The following is a 17,209-nucleotide window of genomic DNA, read 5'->3' as shown; positions in this document are numbered from 1 at the left end:
CCTACTTCACTTCGTACCAATCATTGCCATATCCATAATCCACTTTGAGCGGAACCCGGAGTTCCATCGCATTCTCCATGATTTCCTTGATGACCGGAATGAAATCTTCCACTTCATCTCTTGGAATGTCGAAGATCAGCTCATCGTGGATCTGGAGCAATAATTCGGCGTTGAATTTCTGTGCTGCTTCCGATTGTTCGTACTTGACCATGGCGAGTTTGATGATGTCCGCCGCACTTCCCTGTATCGGCGAATTCATGGCCGTCCGTTCCGCAAAGCTTCTCGCATTGAAATTGCGGCTGTGTATATCCGGGATATATCTCCTGCGATTGAGCAGGGTCTTCACATAACCGTCGCGTTTGGCATCCTGTACGATGGACTTCATGAAGCCCTTCACCTCAGGGAAGGAATCCAGGTAATTGTCGATGAACGTCTTGGCCTCCTTGCGTGTGATGCCGAGGTTCTGGCTGAGACCATAATCGCTGATGCCGTAGACGATGCCGAAATTCACGGCCTTGGCGTTCCGCCGCATCTCGGATGTGACATCCTCACGCTCCACATTGAAGACTTCCATTGCCGTTTTTGTGTGGATGTCAGTATCACTCGTAAATGCGCTTGTCATCGTCTCGTCCCCTGTGATGTGTGCAAGCACCCGCAGTTCAATCTGAGAATAGTCGAGCGCCAGCAGTACGTGCGCATCATCCTTTGGGACGAATGCCTTCCTGATCCGCCTGCCCTCATCTATACGGATGGGTATGTTCTGGAGGTTCGGTTCCACGGATGACAGACGGCCCGTCTGTGCCAGCGTCTGGTTGAAGCGCGTGTGGATCTTCGAATCTTCCTTTATCTCCCCCTGGAGCCCGACGACGTAGGTGGACTGGAGTTTTGCGAGGGTCCGGTAATCCAGGAGATATTTGATGATCTCATGCTTATCCTGAAGCTCTTCCAGTACATCGACTGCTGTCGAATAGCCCGTCTTCGTCTTTTTGATGACCGGAAGCTCCAGCTTTTCAAAAAGGATGTGGCCGAGCTGCTTCGGCGAGTTGATGTTGAATTCCTCACCTGCAAGTGTATAAATCCGTTCTTCTATTTCCTCGAGCCGTTCCTTTATTCCCGACTCCATTTCCTTGAGGCGTGAAGCATCCACCCTGATGCCGCGGTATTCCATCTCGGAAAGGACTTTGGCCAGGGGAATTTCGAGATCTTTCCACAGATCGAGCATTTCATCCTCTGCCAATGAAGTATCCATTTTGTTCCTCACGTTATGCACAGCCATGACCTTGTCATTCAGGAACTTGAAATGCGCCTCCCCCGTCGGTTCCTTGGCATTGCGTCCCTTGCCGTAGTGATAGTCATCACTGTCTATATTGATGTTGAACTGGGCCGCCGTCTCTGCTACGTCGATGATCTTCTTGGACGGATCAAGCAGGAAGCTGCCCAGCATGATGTCATGATCGAAATCCTGAAAATGGATGTCCAGGTGCCTGAGAAGACCCATCTGGCGCTTGATGTCATACACATTGATCGTGCTTCTAGACTCAAGGAAACTTTCAAGCTGCCCTGGATCCACATCATCCATATGGCTGACGAAAGTGCGTTCACCATCGGTGGCCGCAACATATTCCGGCTTGTGGACCAGGTAGTTGTCCGCCCGCACTTCCAGATGGAAGGATATATCCTCCCGAAGCGCCTCCATGTCCGTCACACGTTCGTCGGAAAACTCGACCTTGTCTTCCGTTTCACTGGCTTCCATGTTCTTGAGCAGGGAGTCGAACTCAAGCTCCTTGAAGAGTTCATACTTCTCCTGTTCATTATCATTAGTGAATTTCAGGTCGTCCATTCCGAAATCGACGGGCACGGCACGGTGGATGGTAGCGAGGGATTTGCTCATCAGTGCATCCTCTTTGTGTGCAGTGAGGTTCTCCTTGAGCTTCTTCCCTTTGACTTCATCCAGATGCTCCAGCACTTCTTCCACACTGCCATGATTCTTGAGCAGTTTAAGCGCCGTCTTTTCGCCTACGCCCGGCACGCCAGGTATATTATCGGACTTGTCCCCCATCAGGCCCTTCAGATCGACGATCTGTTCCGGATCGAGTCCATATATCTCCTCGATATATTCCGGGGTGTATTTATCGATATCCGATATGCCCTTCTTCGTATAATAGATGACCGTATTGGCACTGGCCAGCTGGGTGAGGTCCCTGTCTCCGGTGATGATGATCGTTTCGAAGCCTTCTTCATCCGCTTTCCTGCTCATGGTACCGATGATGTCGTCCGCTTCATATTCGTCCAGTTCATACCTTTTGATGCCGTACGCATCGATCAGTCTGCGGATCGGGGCGAGCTGTTCACCCAGTTCAGGCGGCATCTTCTGCCTGCCCCCCTTGTACTCTTCGTACTGCTTATGCCGGAAAGTTGATTTTCCTGCATCGAAGGCAACGAGGAAATGGGTGGGTGCCTCATCTGCAATCAATTTCTCCAAAAGCCTTGCGTAGCCGAAAATGGCATTCGTATGCAGGCCGCTCTGGTTGCTCAACAGCGGCAGTCCATAGAATGCACGGAAAGCGACGCTGTTTCCATCTATCAGAATCAGTTTCTTCATTATAATATCTCCTCTCTGCTGAATCGTCCCGGCCGCTCCAACTCAGCCTCTTCATATCAGATTATACATTTCCAGGGCGGTTTAATCCATAGAAAAAGGCGCAGCCTGGGCTGCGCCTTGTTGTTATCCGGTATATTCGATTGGTGCATTCGGTCCGAGCGGAATTCCGAAAAGCATCCATACGATGAGCATGAGTGCCCATGTAACGAAGAAGAAGATGGAATATGGCAGCATGACGGAAATCAGTGTACCAATTCCGATGTTCTTATCGTACTGCTGGGCAAAGGCGATGATGATCGCAAAGTATGTCATCAGTGGTGTGATGATGTTCGTGGATGAATCCGCAACACGGTATGCCATGGTCGTCAGTTCCGGAGAATATCCGAGCTGCATCATGATCGGCACGAATATCGGTGCCATCATCGCCCATTTGGCGCTGGCACTTCCGATGAAGAGGTTGACCACGGCCGTTACGAACATGAAGCCGATGATCAATGGAATGCCGGTAAGGTTGAGTGCTTCAAGCAGCTCTGCACCATACACGCCGATTACGAGGCCGATGTTGGATTCTGCGAAGTATGCAACGAACTGTCCGGCAGTGAATGCCAGGACGATGAACATGCCCATGGCAGCCATCGTTTCGGTCATCTGGTTGGCGACATCTTTGTCGTTCTTGATGCTGCGTGTGATCAGTCCATAGACGAGCCCCGGTATGAAGAAGAGGATCGCAATGACCGGCACCAGCCCATCACTCATGAATGGTGATTGGACGATGGTGTCCATGTAGCTGCCGATTGAATCGTCACCGCGCATCGGTGAGTTCGGCAGTACGACGAGAAGCAGTGCGAGTCCAATGCCCACAACCGCTGAAACGATTGCCCAGATCAGACCTTTCTTCTCGACAGGTTTGAGCGGGTTCATATCATCAGTGTTCTCCACTGCAGTCGAATCGCCGTTCTGTGGATTAAACTTTCCAAGCCTCGGCTCGACGATCTTATCTGAGACGAACCACCCTACAAGCGTGAGCAGGAACACACTCGCTGCAATGAAGAAGTAGTTCATCGCCACGTTCATGCCCTCTGCATATTGGGGATCTATGACTGATGCAGCTGCGATCGAAAGTTCCGCAAGCATCGCGTCTGTTCCGCTGAGGAGCAGGTTGGCAGAGAAGCCGGCAGAAACACCGGCAAATGCTGCTGCAAGTCCTGCCAGCGGATGCCTTCCCAGCGCGAGGAACAGCACCGCCCCAAGCGGCGGCAGCACGACATATCCTGCATCAGATGCAAGCGATGACATGATGCCGGCAAATACCAGCCCGGCAGTGATCAGCTGCTTCGGTATGGACAGCACGAAGCCGCGCAATGCAGCACTGATCAGTCCGGACCTTTCAGCAACACCTATCCCAAGCATCGTGACAAGTACTACGCCAAGCGGCGCAAAATTGATGAAGTTGTCGGTCATGCTTGAGAATATGTAGCTTATTCCTTCACTGTCCAGCAGATTGTTGATTGAAACAGTTTCCTGATCTTCTCCCGGGTGTTCCACCGTAATCTCGAACATCGCCAAAACGGCGGATGCTACCAGAGTCAACGCTGCAAGCAGCGCAAACAGGGTTACCGGGTGAGGCAGCTTATTGCCAAGCCACTCTACAAAATCAAGAAATTTCTGAAAAATACCATTTTTCTTCCTACCATTTTCCATTCCAAAAATTTCCTCCCATTAAAAAATATAAACCGAAAAAGCCGCCAATTGGCAGCCTTTTCAGTATAATACCCGTACTTGAATTTTACAAATATTATTTCAACATGTTCATGACATTCGTCACAGAGTCCCTGGATTTATCCAGCTCGCTCTTTTCTTCGTCGGTCAGTTCCAGTTCAATGATGCGCTCGATACCCTCTGCACCAAGCACTGTAGGCACTCCGAGATAGATGTCCTCATAGCCGTACTCACCTTCAAGGTATGCGATTGCCGGAAGTACGCGTTTCTGATCCGAAAGGATGGCTTCGGCCATTTCCACAAGAGCTGCGGCAGGCGCATAATATGCAGAACCACTGCCCAGCAGGTTGACGATTTCCGCCCCACCCTTCCGTGTACGTTCGATGATGGCATCGATCTTATCCTGGCTAAGCAGGCTTGTAAGAGGGACGCCCCCTACGTTTGAATAGCGTATCAATGGCACCATATCATCACCATGGCCGCCGAGCACGAAGCCCTGCACATCCTGCACGGAGAGCTTCAGCTCTTCGGCGATGAATGTTCTGAACCTTGCCGTGTCAAGAACACCGGATTGGCCGATCACCCTGTTCTTAGGGAAGCCCGACTCCTTGTATACAGTATAGGTCATGGCATCCACCGGGTTGGTCAGGACGAGGATTGAGCAGTCCGGTGAATATTTGACGATGTCACGTGTGACCGCAGACATCACCTTCTGGTTGGTCTTCACAAGATCATCCCTGCTCATGCCCGGCTTTCTTGCTATGCCTGCTGTGATGATGACGATGTCGGAGTCTTTTGTGTCTTCATAGTCGCACGTACCTGTAATATCCACATCCACACCGAGTACAGGTGCCGCTTCAGACATATCCAACGCCTTGCCCCGGGTCGGGTCTTCTGCCTGTGGGACATCAACCAGTACAACATCACCCAATGCTTTTGATGCAGCGATGAAAGCTGTCGTGGCACCGGTGAAACCGGCACCGATGACTGAAATCTTCTTCCTGTTCATGCTGTCCACGCTCCTTGTCATCAAACATGATTACATGTTTTTGATCAGTTCATCTCCGAATTCGGAACATTTCACTTCTGTTGCGCCATCCATCAGACGTGCAAAGTCGTAAGTGACCACTTTGGAAGCAATCGTCTTCTCCATTGATTTGGTGATGAGGTCGGCTGCTTCCTGCCATCCGATATGCTCAAGCATCAATACGCCGGAGAGGATGACTGAAGAAGGGTTCACCTTATCTTGTCCTGCATATTTAGGTGCAGTACCATGTGTCGCCTCGAAGATGGCATGGCCAGTCTCGTAGTTGATGTTTGCACCAGGTGCAATGCCGATTCCGCCGACTTGCGCTGCAAGTGCATCAGAAACATAGTCGCCGTTCAGGTTCATCGTTGCTACGACACCGAAATCTTTCGGACGTGTGAGGATCTGCTGCAGGAAGATGTCTGCAATTGCGTCCTTGATGACGATCCTGCCTGCTGCTTCAGCTTCAGACTGCGCTTTGTCAGCTGCTTCTCTGCCTTCATCTTCGACGATCTTGTCATATTCTTTCCATGTGAAGACCTTATCTCCGAATTCGCGCTCAGCGAGGTCATAGCCCCATGCCTTGAATGCCCCTTCAGTGAACTTCATGATGTTCCCTTTGTGGACAAGCGTTACAGACGGACGGTTGTTGTCGATCGCATAGTTGATCGCAGAGCGGACGAGCCTTTCCGTTCCTTCTTTGGATACTGGCTTGATGCCGATTCCGGAAGTTTCAGGGAAACGGATATTTTTTGCACCCATTTCATTCTGCAGGAAATCGATGACTTTCTTGACATCATCAGTACCTTCCTGGAATTCAATGCCCGCATAGATATCTTCAGTGTTTTCACGGAAAATGACCATGTCAGTCTCTTCCGGACGCTTCAGCGGGGAAGGTACGCCTTCGAAATACCTTACCGGACGAAGGCAAGTGAAGAGATCCAATTCCTGTCTCAACGCAACGTTGAGGGAACGGATGCCGCCGCCGATTGGCGTTGTCAATGGGCCTTTGATGGCCAGCAGGTATTCATCGATTGTATCGAGCGTTTCCTGCGGCAGCCATTCGCCAGTCTTGTCGTAGGCTTTCTGTCCCGCAAGAACTTCCTTCCATTCGATGCCTTTTTTGCCGTCGTATGCTTTCTCAACTGCTGCATCAAGCACTTTGCTTGCTGCGCTCCAGATGTCAGGGCCGATGCCGTCCCCTTCGATGAATGGAATGACAGGTTGATCCGGTACGTTGAGTACCCCGTTGTCTGTAGTGATTTTTTGACTAGCCATAGAATTTATTCCTCCAATTATTTATCTTGATCATTTATCTTTCTTCAATCGGTTCGTATTTCCTGTCAGTCTGGCCAACATATTCTGCTCTTGGCCTGATCAGACGGTTGTCCTGATACTGTTCAAGGATGTGTGCAAGCCATCCGGAAACACGGCTCATCGCAAAGATCGGTGTAAACAGGTCGTGATCGATGCCGAGCGAGTGATAGACGGATGCACTGAAGAAGTCGACGTTTGGAAGGAGCCCTTTCTCCTTCTCTACGATTTCAGCTATCTTGATGGACTTTTCGTAGAGGTCCGGTTCGCCGATCTGTTCTGTCAGCTTCTTGGACATGTCCCTCAAGTATTTGGCGCGTGGATCCCCTTCTTTGTATACACGGTGGCCCATGCCCATGATTTTTTCCTTGTTCTCGAATTTCTCTTTGAGGTAGTCTTCCACATCGTCAGAGGAGTCGATTTCAGAAAGCATCTTCATCACACGTTCGTTGGCGCCACCATGGAGCGGCCCCTTCAAGGCACCGGCTGCCGCAGTAACACCGGAATATACATCGGACAATGTCGCTACACATACACGTGCAGTGAATGTGGAGGCATTCAGCTCATGGTCCGCGTGAAGTACAAGCGCCTTGTTCATCGCTTCAACTTCAGTGTCATTCGGTTCTTCCCCATTAAGCATATACAGGAAGTTGGCTGCATAGCTCAGGCCTTCCTTCGGCTTCACGACTTCCTGACCGTTGCGGATCCTTGAGAATGCAGAAACGAGGGATGCAACCTTCGCCTGGATGCGGATCGCCTTTTCCTGGTTCGCCTCTTCGCTCATATCTTCAGCATTCGGGTCGAAATGCGCAAGGTATGACAGTGCAGTACGGATGCCCGTCATCGGGTGGACCTTATCTGCAGCATATTCTTCGAAATGAGTGTAGACTCTCGGGTTGAGTGTCATATGCTCGAATAGTTTCGCCTGGAAATCATCCAGTTCTGATTGGTTCGGGAGCCTATCGTTCCAAAGCAGGAAGACGACTTCCTCGAACAATGCATTTTCAGCAAGGTCATCGATTTCATAGCCACAATAAGTCAGCTGTGAACCAATGATGGAGCTGATGCGGGACTCGGCCGCTACAATACCTTCTAAACCTTTTTTGTCAGACATATTGACTCTCCTTCTTATTAATTCATAGAATAGCCACTTCGGCTTCTACCCCATTATATCAAATTCAAGAACTTTGTGAATAAATCAAGAAAATATATTATATTGTGAAAAACCTACCGTTATCATGCTCGAAAGCCCTTACACAAAGGAAAAAGCGGTAATCTGTAAGAATTACCGCTTTCATAAGAAACAATTAATTATCTTATTGATTCATATAAGTTAACCTTATATTTAGTGGGATACATCCGAAGTGGATATGCCCGTGACCGATTTGACCTTGACCTCCCGATACTTCTCATGGGACTCCGCCTTGCCGAGGAACGTCCCGAGGAAAGCACCGATGAAGCCTGCAGGTACAGAAATCAGTGCAGGGTTATCCAATGGGAAGATCGGTTCCATGGCAATGAACGCATTCCCGGATGGGTCCATTACATTCGGACTCAGTATGACGAGTACAAGTGATACGACAAGGCCGGTGATGATTCCGGCGATCGCCCCCTGGGTGTTGAAACGCTTCCAGAAGATCGTATAGATGATGACAGGAAGGTTCGCACTGGCGGCCACACAGAATGCCAGCGATACCAGGAATGCCACGTTCTGGTTCTGCGCGAAGAGCGCAAGGATTATGGACAGTATGCTGACGCTCAAAGCTGCTGTCCTTGCGGCAAGCATCTGCTCCTTATCCGTCATCTTGCCCTTCTTTATCACCTGGCCGTATATATCATGTGCAAATGCACTTGCACCGGAGAGCACCAGCCCGGCTACTACAGCGAGGATCGTTGCGAATGCGACCGCGGCGACGAAGGACATGAGGAAGTCTCCCCCAAGCCTTTCAGCAAGGAGCGGTGCAGCCATGTTGCCTGCAGGGTTCGCAGCGATGATCTCTTCACGCGTCAACAGTGCAGCAGCGCCGAAACCGAGGAAGATCGTCAGGATGTAGAAGATCCCTATGATCCAGGTTGCCCACATGACGGAACTCCTCGCCGTCTTCGCATCCTTGACGGTGAAGAATCTCATGAGGATGTGCGGCAGCCCTGCAGTACCGAACAGCAGCGCGACGATGAGTGAAATGTTATTGAGGGGCGAACTGCCCTGGGATCCCGGGTTGAGGAATGGACCTTCCAATTCCGGTGCCGTAACGTTCTTCATCTCCCCGAACATCGTGAATATATTGAAGTTGAAGTTGAGCAGTACCAGAAAAGAGATGATGAGGGTACCGATCATGAGCAGTACCGCCTTGACCATCTGCACCCAGCTCGTCGCCGTCATTCCGCCGAACAGTACATAGATCGTCATCATGATACCCACAAGGATGACTGAGATACTGTATGGTATATCAAATAGAAGCTGTATCAGTGCGCCTGCGCCGACAAGCTGGGCAAGCATATAGAAGATGACGATCGTGATGGATGAAAGGGCAGCAAAGGCCCGAACTTTCTTCATTTCAAACCTTGCGGCTATCATATCCGCAACTGTGTATTTACCCAGATTCCTGAGTGGTTCTGCGACTATATAAAGAACGACCAGATAGGCCGTCAGATAGCCCACACTATAGAAGAACCCATCAAATCCCCACAGGGCGATTGCACCGGCGATACCCAGAAATGAAGCCGCTGACAGATAGTCACCTGAAATTGCCAGGCCGTTCTGCCAGCCTGTCAGGCCTCCGCCTGCGGTATAGAAGTCATTCGTGGACTGTGTGCGCTTGGAAGCAAAATATGTAATTACCAATGTTGCCCCAACAAACACCAGGAACATGATGATGACTGTTAAATTCATTTGTATTCCCCTTCCCTGTACTTTCTGATGATTTCATCGGCTTCCTTGTCGAACTCCTTCGCCCTTTTCATGTAGATCGTGACAAGTGTCCAGACCATGATGAAAAGCATAATTGCGTAGATCCACGCCCATGAAATGTTACCGAACGCCTCATAATTGAGCAGGTTGGTGTATCCCGTCAGTACCGGAAAAATAAGCGTAGCGATGATGAAGAAGATGCTGATCGGCAGAATGAACTTATTCCGCTTTCTGAGAAGCGCCTCGAATTCAGGCTGATCAGAAATCTTCTTATAATCAATATTTGACATTTCAATTCCCCCTTGTAACTAACATTCTATGGGGGGTGTATAATAATGTCAATTTTTTGAATAATTAAAATCGTATATATTTACACAATATGTAAGCGCTTACCATAAATAATGAAAAAAAGCCGTCCATTCCTGAACGGCTGCTTCTGCTACATATTTTTCGGTTTTTCAATCCTGTCCACTTCCCCAATCCTATCCATGGTGATATTCGAGATGACATTCATCTCTTCCTCACCTGCACCGACCGTCAGGGTGAACTTGGCACCGGTGTACTGATATTCATCATTGAACTGCAGCGTCACCTGGCCGCTGAATGTATCGACGTCATCGAGCATATCTGCCATACCGTCATTAAAAAATGGCTCGGCATCTGCTTTTTCATCCATGGTATAGCGCAATTCATACCCGGACTCGACCTCCGTCAGCGTCCCTTCCCTATAGGGCTCAAGATCGGAGATGAGTACACCGTATTCGCTGCCGCCGATTTCACGCGGCGTATCCTGGGCTTCGGTACTGCCTCCCTGATAGATGAAATGCTCACCTTCAACGATATAGTGTGTTTTGATTTCTTCCCCATCATCGACTTCCACTTTGATTTCATCCGCTTCGCTTCTCGTCGTGATGGTCCTGACCACATACTGGCTTTCACCTGAAGAAATGGTGGATGTCTGCCTCGCTTCATAGCTCACAGTGTCCCCCCATGCAGAAGATGCCTCATCCAGCAGTTCGGAAGCAGTCATCGAACTTTCCTCTTCCTCTTCAGGTTGGGACTCCCCTTCAGGAGATTCCACCGTTTCTTCATTCTGTCCCTCCGGATTCTGCGCTCCGGACTCATCGGCTTCATTGCCGCATGCAGCCAGCAACAGCATGACTGCCAACAATAGTAATTTTTTCATCTCCGCCACCTCATCTACATTATACCGGCCGTTCCTTTGCTCTACAACAACGAAAAGGGCACTTTTACAGTACCCTTTCCTGAATGGTGCCTATAGTACATTGGCATGGCCGCTGAAGATGCAGTTCTGTTCCGAATCAACAGTGATCGTCATGCCCTCTTCAAGGACTCCAAGTGCATCTTTAGCGCCGACAATTGTCGGCAGATTCAGGTTCAGCCCGACGATGGCACCATGGGAAGTGAGTCCTCCTTCTACGGTTACGAGACCAGCGGCCTTTTCGAGATAAGGCGTCATGTCGGCATCAACGGACTGGACGACGATGACCTTGCCTTCAAGATCCTTTTTGGAAAGGTCATCTGCACCATCCACCATGAGGACTTCGCCTACTGTACTCCTTCGGCCGATCCCCTGGGCCCGAACGAGGACATCACCGACGATGTGCAGTTTCATCAGGTTGGTCGTCCCGGCTTCACCAGCCGGCACCCCTGCAGTGATGATCAGCAGATCACCGTGTGTGGCAAAGCCTTTTTCCATCGCCGCAGATACGGATACGTTCAACAGTTCATCAGTGTCCCGCTCCCCTTCCTTGACGACGGGATGCACACCCCAGACGAGCTGAAGCTGACGGGCCACATGTTCATGCGGCGTCACGGCGACGATGTCGGCATGCGGACGATACTTCGAAATCATCCGCGCCGTATGGCCGGATTCGGTGGCCGCCACGATTGCACGACACTGGAGATTGAGGGCTGTATGGGCCACGGATACACCGATGGCAGTGACAAGGTTCGTCTGCAGTGATTTGGTCCGTGCAGAGAGGAGCTTCTTGTAGTCCTGTGCCTCCTCAGCAGAAACTGCGATGCTGGCCATCGTCTGTACGGATTCCAATGGATAGTCCCCGGCAGCCGTCTCACCACTCAGCATGACAGCGTCCGTCCCATCATAGATGGCATTGGCCACGTCACTCGCTTCAGCACGCGTACAGCGCGGGTTGTACTGCATGGAATCCAGCATCTGGGTGGCAGTGATCACCGGTTTACCGAGCATATTACATTTTTTGATGAGGTCCTTCTGGACCATCGGTACCGACTCGGGCGGAATTTCAACACCCATGTCTCCACGCGCCACCATCAGGCCGTCCGATACTTCCAGGATTTCATCAATGTTGTCGATGCCTTCCTGGTTCTCGATCTTCGGAATGATCTTGATGTATTCGGCAGACTGCTCTTCGAGCAGCTCACGTATCTCCAGCACATCGCTGTTCGTACGGATGAAGCTCGCTGCAATGAAATCGACACCTTCCCCGATGCCGAAGATGATGTCTTCGCGGTCCTTCTCGGTGATGCCTGGAAGTTTTACGGATACCCCCGGTACATTGACGCCCTTCTTGTTCTTCAGCACGCCATCGTTCAGGACATGGCAGTGTATTTCTTTCGCTTCATGGTCGATGTCATCGATCTTCAGCTCGATCAGCCCGTCATCGAGCAGGATGCGGTCTTTTGTATCGACATCATCTATCAACCCTGCATATGTTACGGAAAACTTCTCAGGCGTCCCGACAACCTCTTCCATGGATACAGTGATCTTCTGCCCCTTGGACAGTTCGATCTCTCCATTTTCCATCGTATGCGTACGGATTTCGGGTCCTTTCGTGTCGAGCAGTATGGCTACTGTATGGCCGAGCTTGTCCGCCGCTTTCCTAATGTTCGCGATTCTTGCCCGATGTTCTTCATGATCACCGTGGGAAAAGTTCAGGCGGGCGATGTTCATCCCTGCATTCATCAGCTGTTCCAGCATTTCAGGTGATTCGGAAGCCGGTCCTATCGTACATACTATCTTAGTGTTGCGCATGTCAATTCCTCCTATATGGATAGCTCTCTTGAGAGCCTGTATAGACCTTCGTCTATTTTGTGGGTTTCTTCGAAAACCTTGTCGAAACTCGTCTTCGTCATGCGGTTGTTTTCAATGCCGACCGCGTGTCCGTGAATGTCATTCAGGAGCAGTTCGACTGCATACGCCCCCAGGCGGGAGGCCAAGACACGGTCGCTGCCCGTCGGTTTTCCGCCACGCTGCATATGCCCAAGTACACTCTCACGCGTATCTACATTGATGTATTTCCGCAGTTCCTCAGCACACTCCGCGGCGCTCATCACACCTTCTGCAATAATGATGATGGAGTGCTTCTTGCCGCGCTTCATGCCGGTTTCGATCCTTTCGGCAACTTCTTTGATATCGGACGGGGCTTCCGGAATGAGGATCGTCTCAGCCCCGCCTGCCACCCCGGCCCAGAGTGCGAGGTCACCGGCGTCGCGTCCCATCACCTCGATGATGAAGGTCCTTTCGTGGCTCGTCGCAGTGTCCCTGATCCTGTCGACCGCGTCGATGATGGTATTGAGGGCCGTATCGAAGCCGATCGTATAGTCCGTGCCGTTGATGTCATTGTCTATCGTACCCGGTACGCCGACTGTATGGATACCCTCTTCATCCAGACGCTGGGCGCCCCTGTAGGAACCGTCCCCACCGATGACCACAAGGGAGTCGATACCGCGCTTCTGGAGATTTCCAATGGCCTTTTTCCTGACGTCGGGCTCTATGAATTCCGGACACCTTGCAGAATAGAGCTTCGTGCCGCCCCTCTGGATGATGTCCCCGACATCCCCCAGTTCGAGTTTCTTTATATTGTCGGTGACGAGGCCCTGGTAGCCCTGGTATACACCATGGACTTCTATGCCTTCATATATGCTTTTTCTTACGACGGCTCTTACTGCGGCATTCATGCCGGGAGAATCGCCGCCGCTTGTCAGTACTGCAATTTTCTTCATAGTTCCCTCCGTTAAATGTGATCTTATCTTTAAAATAGCACAACTGCTTATCCTTAGCCATAATTTGAATGGTTGAAACCGTTTTAGAGCCAAAAAAGAACAGTCTGGATCAGGACTGTTCAGTAAAAATGCCGATATTCATGTATTTGTCATAACGGTCATTCATCAATGCCTGGCCATCCATGGCCCGCAGTTCATCCAGATGCCTTCCGATTGCTTCATCAAGCGAGGAGATCACTGACTCCCTGTCATTATGGGCGCCGCCTTTTGGTTCCATGACGACTTCATCCGCGATGCCGAATGATTTCAGGTCTGCAGCAGTGATCTTCAGGGATTCCGCAGCAATCTCCTTGAGGGATGCATCCTTGAAGAGTATGCTCGCTGCTCCTTCCGGTGAAATGACGGAATATGTCGCATTCTCAAGCATCAGGAGTCGGTTGCATACGCCGAGCGCCAACGCGCCGCCGGAACCCCCTTCTCCTATGACGATGCTGATCACCGGCACTTTAAGCCCGGCCATCTCAACAAGGTTACGTGCGATGGACTCGCTCTGTCCGCGCTCTTCAGCTGCTTTTCCCGGGTACGCACCCTTCGTGTCGATGAAGCAGATGACCGGGCGGTTGAACTTGTCCGCCTGCTTCATCAGGCGCAGTGCCTTGCGGTAGCCATCCGGATGCGCCATGCCGAAGTTCCTGTGGATATTGCCTTTCGTGTCTCGTCCGCGCTGATGTCCGATGACCGTAACAGGAGTGCCGTGGTATGATGCGATTCCACCTACGATGGCAGCGTCATCACTGTGCACTCGGTCCCCGAAGAACTCGATGAAATCATCGAACATTTTCTCAATGTATTCCAGCGTCGTCGGGCGTTTTACATATCTCGCTATTTCGACGCGCTGCCATGGGGTCAGATTGCTGTAGACCTCATCCTTCTTGTCATTGACCTTCTTCTCAAGGAAACTGATTTCCTTCGTCAGATCCAGCTTGTTCTTTGCGGCATACTTCTCAAGTTCCCCAATTTTATCTTCCAGCTCATAAATCGGCTTTTCAAATTCAAACGCCATGGTCACACCCCACTATGCAATTTCAGTATTCTTCCGAGATAGCTCTTCATATCCCTGCGGTTGACGACTTCATCCAGCTGCCCGTGCTTCAGCAGGAATTCAGCTGTCTGGAAATCGTCCGGCAGCTTTTCCTTTATCGTCTCCTCTATCACACGTCTGCCGGCAAACCCGATGAGCGCGCCCCGTTCAGCAAGGTTGATATCGCCGACAGAGGCGAAACTGGCAGACACACCACCGGTCGTCGGATTGGTCATATAGGCGATGTAGAGGAGGCCTGCCAAGTTATGGCGTTCGATGGCCACACTCACCTTTGCCATCTGCATCAGTGAGATGATGCCCTCCTGCATGCGCGCGCCGCCACTTGCAGTGAAGATGATCACTGGCAGGCGGCGCTCTGTAGCATATTCGAATGTCCTGGCCAGCTTTTCGCCGACGGCAGAACCCATGCTGCCCATCCTGAACCTGGAATCCATGATGGCCACTGCAGCTGGCGTGCCGTCGATGGTCCCTTCTGCACAGATGACCGCTTCATTCAATCCCGTCTTCTCCTTATCCTTGTTCAGCTTCGATTCATAGTTCGGAAAGTTCAGGGGATTGGCGGAAGTGATGTTTTCCAGGATCGGTTTGACCGTCCCTTCATCCATGAGCGCCTCCATACGGTCCGGAGCGGTTATCGGAAGATGGTGTTCGCAGTTCGTGCAGACATTCAGCCGCTTATAGAGTTCCTTCGAGTACAGTATCTTTTTGCAGTTCGGACACTTCGTCATGATGGACTCGCTGTTTTCGAAAGTGCCATCATTCTGGTCGGTTTCATTGACTTTTTTATTCAGTTTGGAGAACAAGTCTTTTAGCATAATAAACCCCTTGCTTCTTTACGATTTGAAAGCTTTTGAATATTTGTCAAGCAGGATGTAGATCTTCTTCATGATCTGATTGTCATCATCGAGCACTGTCGCTGTATCATCCTGATGCTTTGATTTTACATAGGCCTCGATCACCTGTTTTATTTCAACTATTTCATTCTGCTGCCTTTCCGTCCGTATCAGATATCTGCCGATGAGCTGGAAAAGCTGGTGGCTGTCGATGTCAGCCAGAAATGTCCCTTCTCCACGCCGGACATAGATGATGCCGAGCAGTTCAAGCGCCCTCAGAGCTTCCCTTACACTCTGCCTGCTCACATTCAGTTTTTCTTTCAGATATCTTTCACTTGGCAGTTTTTCACCAACCTGGATGTTTTCCGATTCGATGAGATTGTGAATTTCTTCAATAATATTTTCCAGACCTTTTTTTCCTGTCATTTCATCAGACACTATAGCGTCAGCCTCCGCGCCTTATCATAGACTTCATCAGGATCCACCTTGATGCGGCTTACGCCCGTCTCCATCGCAGCTGCCGCCACAGCCCGTGCCACGTTCGGTGCCACTTCCTTATTGAACGGCTCTGGGATGACATAGTCGCTGTGCAGATCGCCCTCATCGATCAGGTCCGCAATCGCAAGGACGGCAGCCTTCTTCATTTCATCATTGATATGTGTGGCCCTGACATCGAGTGCGCCCCTGAAGATGCCCGGGAAGGCCAGAACATTGTTGATCTGGTTCGGGAAGTCGCTCCGACCCGTACCGACGACAAGTGCACCTGCAGCCTTCGCGTCCTCCGGCATGATTTCAGGATTCGGATTGGCCATGGCGAATATGATCGGATCGTCGGCCATGCTCTCAACCATCTCTTTCGTCAATGCGCCCGCAACCGATACACCGATGAATACATCAGCATCTTTGATGACATCGCTGAGATCGCCTTCCTCATGATCATAGTTGGTGAATCGGCTGACTTCCTTCTTCACATCATTCATGCCGTTCGGTCTGCCTTCATATATGGCGCCTCTGGAATCACACATGACCATCTCATTCACACCGAAACTATGGAGCAGCTTGACGATCGCCACTCCGGCAGCACCTGCGCCGTTCAGCACCACCTTGATCTGGTTGAGGGATTTGCCGGTCAGCTTCAGGGCGTTCATCAGGCCGCTCAGGGTGACGATTGCCGTACCATGCTGGTCATCATGGAAGACGGGGATGTCCGTTTCACGGCCAAGACGCTCTTCAATCTCGAAACACCTTGGAGCGGAAATATCTTCAAGGTTGATGCCGCCGAAGACGGGTGTAAGCAGTTTGACCGTCCTGACTATTTCATCGACATCATTCGTGTCGAGAGCCAGCGGAAAGGAATCCACTCCGGCAAAATTCTTGAACAGGGCGCTTTTGCCTTCCATTACAGGGAGGCTTGCCATCGCACCGATATTGCCCAGGCCGAGTACAGCTGAGCCGTCTGTGATGACGCCGACGGTATTGCTTTTTATCGTATAGTCGAAGACCGTGCGTTCATCTTCATAGATTTCCTTGCAGGGCTCGGCCACACCCGGCGAATAGGCGAGGCTCAGCGCCTCCTTGTCTTTTATCTCCACTTTGGAATTTACGGAAAGTTTTCCTTGCTTTTCTCTATGCATTTCTAGTGCATCATCTCTTAGGGACAATATGATCTTCCTTTCTTGAGTGGTCATACCAC

Annotated in this window: 14 protein-coding genes; all 14 read right to left on the bottom strand. The window is 50.7% G+C overall.

Annotated features, from left to right (window positions below):
- Position 1 precedes the first annotated feature (1 nt).
- Complete coding sequence (gene polA / locus EDC33_RS01020) at positions 2-2,602, bottom strand: DNA polymerase I (RefSeq protein ID WP_124009917.1); 2,601 nt, start codon at positions 2,600-2,602, stop codon at positions 2-4.
- Between the two features lie 123 nt (positions 2,603-2,725).
- Entirely contained in the window at positions 2,726-4,303 is a 1,578-nt protein-coding gene (locus tag EDC33_RS01015) for an AbgT family transporter (RefSeq protein ID WP_040106751.1), read from the bottom strand.
- Positions 4,304-4,397: 94 nt separating this feature from the next.
- Positions 4,398-5,351, bottom strand: coding sequence for a malate dehydrogenase (gene mdh, locus EDC33_RS01010; RefSeq protein ID WP_170156329.1), 954 nt, complete (start codon positions 5,349-5,351; stop codon positions 4,398-4,400).
- A gap of 9 nt (positions 5,352-5,360) precedes the next feature.
- The gene (icd, locus tag EDC33_RS01005) at positions 5,361-6,626 is read right to left on the bottom strand and encodes an NADP-dependent isocitrate dehydrogenase (RefSeq protein ID WP_040106749.1); all 1,266 of its coding nucleotides are present in this window, start codon (positions 6,624-6,626) and stop codon (positions 5,361-5,363) included.
- Positions 6,627-6,660: 34 nt separating this feature from the next.
- Complete coding sequence (locus tag EDC33_RS01000) at positions 6,661-7,776, bottom strand: citrate synthase (protein ID WP_124009915.1); 1,116 nt, start codon at positions 7,774-7,776, stop codon at positions 6,661-6,663.
- 231 nt (positions 7,777-8,007) lie between these two features.
- Complete coding sequence (locus EDC33_RS00995; RefSeq protein WP_094905432.1) at positions 8,008-9,555, bottom strand: solute symporter family protein; 1,548 nt, start codon at positions 9,553-9,555, stop codon at positions 8,008-8,010.
- A complete protein-coding gene (locus EDC33_RS00990; protein ID WP_094905431.1) occupies positions 9,552-9,863 on the bottom strand; it encodes a DUF485 domain-containing protein in 312 nt (103 codons plus the stop codon). Before EDC33_RS00990 ends, EDC33_RS00995 begins: the two co-directional genes overlap by 4 nt.
- Before the next feature lie 149 nt (positions 9,864-10,012).
- Positions 10,013-10,759 carry a hypothetical protein gene (locus tag EDC33_RS00985; protein ID WP_124009914.1) on the bottom strand — a complete coding sequence of 249 codons (747 nt, stop codon included), beginning with the start codon at positions 10,757-10,759 and terminating at the stop codon, positions 10,013-10,015.
- 90 nt (positions 10,760-10,849) lie between these two features.
- Positions 10,850-12,610, bottom strand: coding sequence for a pyruvate kinase (gene pyk / locus EDC33_RS00980; RefSeq protein ID WP_124009913.1), 1,761 nt, complete (start codon positions 12,608-12,610; stop codon positions 10,850-10,852).
- Between the two features lie 11 nt (positions 12,611-12,621).
- A complete protein-coding gene (gene pfkA / locus EDC33_RS00975) occupies positions 12,622-13,581 on the bottom strand; it encodes a 6-phosphofructokinase (protein ID WP_124009912.1) in 960 nt (319 codons plus the stop codon).
- A 109-nt stretch (positions 13,582-13,690) separates the two neighbouring features.
- On the bottom strand, positions 13,691-14,644 hold the full coding sequence (locus EDC33_RS00970; protein WP_124009911.1) for an acetyl-CoA carboxylase carboxyltransferase subunit alpha: 954 nt from the start codon (positions 14,642-14,644) through the stop codon (positions 13,691-13,693).
- Between the two features lie 2 nt (positions 14,645-14,646).
- Entirely contained in the window at positions 14,647-15,498 is an 852-nt protein-coding gene (accD, locus tag EDC33_RS00965) for an acetyl-CoA carboxylase, carboxyltransferase subunit beta (RefSeq protein WP_124009910.1), read from the bottom strand.
- A gap of 18 nt (positions 15,499-15,516) precedes the next feature.
- Positions 15,517-15,942: a FadR/GntR family transcriptional regulator gene (locus EDC33_RS00960; RefSeq protein ID WP_124009909.1), complete on the bottom strand. Its 426-nt coding sequence runs from the start codon at positions 15,940-15,942 to the stop codon at positions 15,517-15,519.
- Between the two features lie 11 nt (positions 15,943-15,953).
- Positions 15,954-17,177: an NADP-dependent malic enzyme gene (gene ystJ, locus EDC33_RS00955; protein ID WP_094905425.1), complete on the bottom strand. Its 1,224-nt coding sequence runs from the start codon at positions 17,175-17,177 to the stop codon at positions 15,954-15,956.
- Positions 17,178-17,209 lie beyond the last annotated feature (32 nt).

This window comes from Salinicoccus roseus (genome assembly GCF_003814515.1).
In the GTDB taxonomy this organism is placed as follows: Bacteria; Bacillota; Bacilli; order Staphylococcales; family Salinicoccaceae; genus Salinicoccus; species Salinicoccus roseus.
Note: the sequence above shows the minus strand (reverse complement) of the source record. Positions and strands in the feature narration are given on the sequence as shown.

What these genes read in the sequence shown, in the direction of transcription:
- EDC33_RS01015 (WP_040106751.1), bottom strand. Translation starts at nt 4,303, where the DNA reads ATGGAAAATGGTAGGAAGAAAAATGGTATTTTTCAGAAATTTCTTGAT.
- pfkA (WP_124009912.1), bottom strand. Translation starts at nt 13,581, where the DNA reads ATGAAGAAAATTGCAGTACTGACAAGCGGCGGCGATTCTCCCGGCATG.
- EDC33_RS00970 (WP_124009911.1), bottom strand. Translation starts at nt 14,644, where the DNA reads ATGGCGTTTGAATTTGAAAAGCCGATTTATGAGCTGGAAGATAAAATT.
- EDC33_RS00985 (WP_124009914.1), bottom strand. Translation starts at nt 10,759, where the DNA reads ATGAAAAAATTACTATTGTTGGCAGTCATGCTGTTGCTGGCTGCATGC.
- mdh (WP_170156329.1), bottom strand. Translation starts at nt 5,351, where the DNA reads ATGACAAGGAGCGTGGACAGCATGAACAGGAAGAAGATTTCAGTCATC.
- accD (WP_124009910.1), bottom strand. Translation starts at nt 15,498, where the DNA reads ATGCTAAAAGACTTGTTCTCCAAACTGAATAAAAAAGTCAATGAAACC.
- EDC33_RS00990 (WP_094905431.1), bottom strand. Translation starts at nt 9,863, where the DNA reads ATGTCAAATATTGATTATAAGAAGATTTCTGATCAGCCTGAATTCGAG.
- EDC33_RS00995 (WP_094905432.1), bottom strand. Translation starts at nt 9,555, where the DNA reads ATGAATTTAACAGTCATCATCATGTTCCTGGTGTTTGTTGGGGCAACA.
- EDC33_RS00960 (WP_124009909.1), bottom strand. Translation starts at nt 15,942, where the DNA reads ATGACAGGAAAAAAAGGTCTGGAAAATATTATTGAAGAAATTCACAAT.
- polA (WP_124009917.1), bottom strand. Translation starts at nt 2,602, where the DNA reads ATGAAGAAACTGATTCTGATAGATGGAAACAGCGTCGCTTTCCGTGCA.
- pyk (WP_124009913.1), bottom strand. Translation starts at nt 12,610, where the DNA reads ATGCGCAACACTAAGATAGTATGTACGATAGGACCGGCTTCCGAATCA.
- icd (WP_040106749.1), bottom strand. Translation starts at nt 6,626, where the DNA reads ATGGCTAGTCAAAAAATCACTACAGACAACGGGGTACTCAACGTACCG.
- EDC33_RS01000 (WP_124009915.1), bottom strand. Translation starts at nt 7,776, where the DNA reads ATGTCTGACAAAAAAGGTTTAGAAGGTATTGTAGCGGCCGAGTCCCGC.